4 protein-coding genes are annotated in these 4,695 nt (G+C 62.2%); 3 read left to right on the plus strand and 1 reads right to left on the minus strand.

Annotation, left to right across the window (positions count from 1 at the left end; all coding sequences use genetic code 11):
• Positions 1 to 152 precede the first annotated feature (152 nt).
• A complete protein-coding gene (locus F0A17_RS02965) occupies positions 153 to 677 on the minus strand; it encodes a DUF1269 domain-containing protein (RefSeq protein WP_149326829.1) in 525 nt (174 codons plus the stop codon).
• A gap of 473 nt (positions 678 to 1,150) precedes the next feature.
• Between F0A17_RS02965 and F0A17_RS02970 the strand changes: the two genes are divergently transcribed.
• From F0A17_RS02970 to F0A17_RS02980, 3 genes are all read left to right on the plus strand, one after another.
• A complete protein-coding gene (locus F0A17_RS02970; protein WP_149326830.1) occupies positions 1,151 to 2,173 on the plus strand; it encodes a helix-turn-helix transcriptional regulator in 1,023 nt (340 codons plus the stop codon).
• Positions 2,174 to 2,278: 105 nt separating this feature from the next.
• Positions 2,279 to 3,655, plus strand: coding sequence for a TolC family outer membrane protein (locus tag F0A17_RS02975; RefSeq protein ID WP_149326831.1), 1,377 nt, complete (start codon positions 2,279 to 2,281; stop codon positions 3,653 to 3,655).
• 75 nt (positions 3,656 to 3,730) lie between these two features.
• The gene (locus F0A17_RS02980) at positions 3,731 to 4,534 is read left to right on the plus strand and encodes a SapC family protein (RefSeq protein ID WP_228716786.1); all 804 of its coding nucleotides are present in this window, start codon (positions 3,731 to 3,733) and stop codon (positions 4,532 to 4,534) included.
• Positions 4,535 to 4,695: the final 161 nt, after the last annotated feature.

Genomic DNA, 4,695 nt, shown 5'->3' on the forward strand with positions numbered 1-4,695 from the left:
GTGCTCAGAAGGGGCGATCTACTCACGCTGCGCCACCTCTCGCATACGCTCAGGCCGATGTCTGGCGTGTGCTGTGCGCAGGCGAAAACCGGTGGGATGGGGTGGGATTTCACTGGGGGTAGTTCGGAACAGGCGTATACGGAGCCGGTGGGTCAATGGCCTTCGCCCGCATGTTGCTTCCGGTTTTGGGCGCTCACCTTGTCGATGACGACATCGGGGTGGTGACGCTGGATCGCCGCCCTGAACGCTTCTTCCCGCTCACCGGGAACGTCGACGATCAGCAGCATGGCGCCTCGTTTGATCGCCTTATCGTACTGGCTGACCTTGATGTCGCGCACGGAAACACCCACCATCGAGCTGGCCCATACGCCGAACAGCGCGCCAAAGACCACCATGCCAAGGGCCATCCAGACAATGTTCGTGTCGACGAGAACGAAGTGAGCGATCAGGCCCAGCACCAGGCCGAGCACGGCCCCGACGATGGCACCGCGCATCGAGGCATTGACGACATCGGTCGTCTGAATCAGGGTGGCGCTCGGTACCCCCTCCGTTTCCAGGGGCTTCCAGTCCTTGCCCATGACGTGCAGGTGATCCTTGGTCAAGCCCATCCCACCGAGTTCGTCGACGATGGCGGTGGTGGTTTCCTTGTCGGGTATCAGAAAGTACAAGCGTTGCATTGCATTCTCGCTGCTCTGAGGGGCGGGCGGGCTTTCCTTAAGGTGTAGCAGCTGGGCGGCGAACCTTGCCAGGTTCCCGCCCTTTCCAGGTTCGACGGCCGTATAAGGCCGCAGGCACCTGCTCGACCCAATGGCTCGACCAGGGGAGAGGTGGCCGTCGAAGGCGACGGCCATATCCACCTTGCCGGTATGGCTGGCAACCTCCACCGTCATCGAACCTACCCTCAAGCCCAGCGGGCGATAGACGCGGGTCAGGAGACTAGTGTCGTGTCGGTGCGCTTGGGTAACGATATTGTAACAAAATGTTTACTTGACGATGATCATGTCTATAATCGTTAATGCCTAAACAATCTATGTCGTTTAGCTCATAACAACTATGACAATGGCTGGCTCGGATGCATGGCGTGCGACGCAGAAGTGTGACATTCGCCTGGTGCTTTAGGCTGGCTTGCCTCTCGACGAAGAAACTGCCAATGGCCCTTATCTCTTTTTCCAGTAGAGAGCACTCCGAGCGTGAGCGTCTCGATGCCGCGCGCGAGTTCTATGCTGCCGTTGCCAATGTGGAGCTGGAGGTCCCGCGAGGTGAATGTCCCGAGATCGAGGCGCGTATTCAGCTGCTGCCGGGCGTTTCCATCGCCAGTGTCGAGTGCTCACCGCTGATTGCCCAGCGCGAACTGACGAGCCTTGCCGACGGCAACGACGATATCTCATTTCTGCTGAACCCGTCGGGGCAGGGCGGTTGGACCACATCACAGCCCAGGTTGGGCGAGGCGACCTGTCATGCCGGTGAAGGGTGCCTGGGTTTCAATGAACTTCCAGGTCGCGTTGCTTTCCACGGTTCGCGGGTACGCTTCCTCAGCATTGGTTTTTCGCGCCGGCTGTTGTCGCCACGACTCAACCAGGACATACGTCCCGCAGTCGACAAACTCTTGCGCACGGAACCGTTGCGTCATCTTAGCAGGCTGGCGCTGGCGCTCACTGCGAGCGGAATGGATCGGGCCGATCGGGATCCGGTCGCGCTGGCCGAACAGATGACCGACCTGGCCGCGCTGTGCCTGGGGGCCTCGCCGGATGCGGCGTATCGTGCCCGAGGGCGAGGCCTGCGTGAGGCTCGGCTGCGTGCCATCAAGGCCGACATGTTCGCCCATGCCGGTCATGGCGACCTCACACTTCCCGAAGTCGCCAGGCGACACGGTGTTTCACCCGGTTACCTGCGGGCGCTTTTCCGCCACGAGCGGACCACGTTTACCGATTACCTTCTGTCGCTGCGCCTGCAACTGGCGTGGCGGCGGCTGGTGGCCCCGCGCTTTGCGCAGCTTGCCGTCAGCGAGATCGCTTTTGCTTCCGGTTTCAACAACCTTTCCTGGTTCTATCGCGCTTTTCGCCAGCAGTTCGGCATGACCCCCACCGAGGCTCGTCTCGAGGCTGGCGCGTTCGCCGCTGGGGCACCGCTTCGGGACGGCGGGCGTCACGATGTGACGCTGAGTGGAAGATGAGAAAAAAGTGTGCTGATAGGCTCATGCCAAAGCAGCAGACCCTAATAAAACGATAACGCGACGTGGGTGTGGCCGCGTCGAGTGCGCAGCAGGAGCAAAATCACGATGAAGGTACGCGGTACCCTTCCCCTTCGGCGCGTTGCCGTAGCGCTTGGCTTCGGCTTGCTGTCGCCCCTGGCGATGGGCAGCAGCCTTTTGCAGCTGCACGAATTGGCGACCAGCAACGATCCTCAGTTCCAGGCCGATTTCCATGGCAAGCAGGCCACCGATGAGCGCTATTACCAGGCTCGTTCGGCGCTGTTGCCGCAGGTGAGCGTCAATGCCAGCCGCAGCGAGATCACTCAGGACATCGTCAGTTCCGACAACGAGGTCTTCGACAGCGGCAGCACTTCCTTTCCCACGACGTTGTATGGCGTTTCCATCGAGCAGTCGGTATACGACTACTCGCGTTGGGCGGCTTTCGGCCAGGCCAAGCAGGAGATCCAGCAGGCGGCTTCCGAGCTCGAGGCGGCGCGTCAGGACCTGTACCTGCGCGTGGCCGAGCGTTACTTCACGGCACTGGCGCTGCGCGAGAACCTGAGTTTCCTGCGTGCCGAGAAACAGCAGGTGGGCACCAATCTCGACCAAGTGCGGGCGCGCCATGAGGACGGTCTGGCCCGAGAGATCGATCTGCTGGATGCCGAGGCGCGTTACCTGCAGGTAGAGGCCCGCGAGCTCGACGTGGAAAACCGTCTGCGCGATGCGCTGAACGCGCTGGAGGAGGTTACCGGCGTGCTGCCCAACCGCTTACGCCTGGTCAACGGCAACCTCCAACTGGAGCGCCCCCAGCCGGATTCGCCTGACGCCTGGACCGAGCTGGCGTTGCAGCGCAATCCGCGCCTGCAGGCGGCAAGCCTGGCGGTCGAGGTGGCCATGCAGAGCGTGAAAGTCAGACGCGGCGGACATTTTCCCACCGTGGACCTGAGTTTGAACTACGAGAACGACGATACCGAAGGATCGCTGTTCGGCGGGGGCAGCCAGGTCGAGACCCAGACCATTCGCCTTGGGCTGAACGTGCCTGTTTACAGTGGCGGCATGGCGTCGTCCCAGGTGCGAGAGGGTGAGCAGCTCATCGAGGCCGGTCGGGCGCGTCAGGAGCAGGTGCGCCGTGAACTGCAGCGCAACGTGCGGGCCGGCTACCAAGGCATCGTCACTGCCATGGCGCGCGAGCGCGCGCTGCGTGAGTCGCTGCGTGCCAGTGAGCGTATCGCCGAAAGCCGCCAGGTGGGGTACGAATCGGGCGTGATTCCGCTACTCGATCTGCTCGATGCCGAGCGTGACCTGTTCTTCGCCCGCAGCGAGCTGGCCAGTGCCCGCTACGACTACCTGATCAGCGTGCTGCGCCTGAAGCATGCGGCGGGCGTGATCAACGTGGAGGATCTCGCCGAGATCGACAACCTGATGAGTGAAGAGGTGAATCTGGCGGCTTTCAGCCGCCTGTAAGCGCTGCCTGCGCGACAACGGCTCCCGGACCCTGCGGTAGGGAGCGACGACAAGATGCAATGCAAGGAGGCCTACTTGGCTACTCAACTCCTGATCTATCGCAACGTGCAGCCTATCACCCGTGACAAGCACGGTGAGCTGTCTCTCAAGGTCGGCAAGGATTTCGGTTTTGCCGGCCAGGTCAATTCGGTGCCGCTGATGGCCGCTGAGTTTCCCGCGGCGGCAAGCGACCTGCCCATCGTTTTCACCGATGCCGAGGGCAGCGTGCTGCCGGTGGCGGTGTTGGGCATCGACCAGGACTCGAACCTGATGGTAGACGGCGAAGGCCAATGGCGCGGTGAGTACGTGCCGGCCTTCCTGCGCCGCTATCCCTTCGTGTTTGCCTCCAGCGAGGATGGCAAGACCTTCACCCTGTGTATCGATGAAGACTACGAAGGCCTGAATGCCGAAGGCCGGGGCGAGCGCTTCTTCGACAGCGACGGCGAGCAGACCCAGTACATGGCCAAGGTGCTCGACTTCCTGCAGGACTATCAGGCGCACTTCCAGCGCACTCGAGCTTTCTGCAACCGGCTGGTCGAGCTCGACCTGCTGGAGGCGGTGGAAGCGCAGATCAGCCTGCCTGAAGGCGGCAAGCGCACGCTGACCGGCTTCAAGGCGGTGAACCGCCAGAAGCTCAAGGAGCTCCCCGAGGGCGCTCTGAAGAGCATGCTGGCCACCGATGAGCTGGAACTGCTCTATGTGCATCTGCAATCGATGCGCAACTTCAATCGCTTGAGTCGCTTGGCGCGCGGCGGTTCCCGGGTGGGAGCACTGAGCAAGGGCGATCCGGCCGATGAGATGGTTAGCCAGGGCGACGCCGACGAGAAGCCCGTGCATTGATGCCGGAGGCGGCTCGTGCGATGCGCGTGCCGCCTCTACCAGGCGACATGTGAGGCGCTATGCGAAAAAGGGTGTGCCGCGCGCCGGCATGAGTGGCCAGGCCCGTTTTCGCATAGCGGTTTAACGACGTAGCGGAAAAAAGAAGAACCAGGAGCATCGAG

The organism is Billgrantia pellis, assembly GCF_008297955.1.
In the GTDB taxonomy this organism is placed as follows: domain Bacteria; phylum Pseudomonadota; class Gammaproteobacteria; order Pseudomonadales; family Halomonadaceae; genus Halomonas; species Halomonas pellis.

What these genes read in the sequence shown, in the direction of transcription:
- F0A17_RS02965 (WP_149326829.1), bottom strand. Translation starts at nt 677, where the DNA reads ATGCAACGCTTGTACTTTCTGATACCCGACAAGGAAACCACCACCGCC.
- F0A17_RS02970 (WP_149326830.1), top strand. Translation starts at nt 1,151, where the DNA reads ATGGCCCTTATCTCTTTTTCCAGTAGAGAGCACTCCGAGCGTGAGCGT.
- F0A17_RS02975 (WP_149326831.1), top strand. Translation starts at nt 2,279, where the DNA reads ATGAAGGTACGCGGTACCCTTCCCCTTCGGCGCGTTGCCGTAGCGCTT.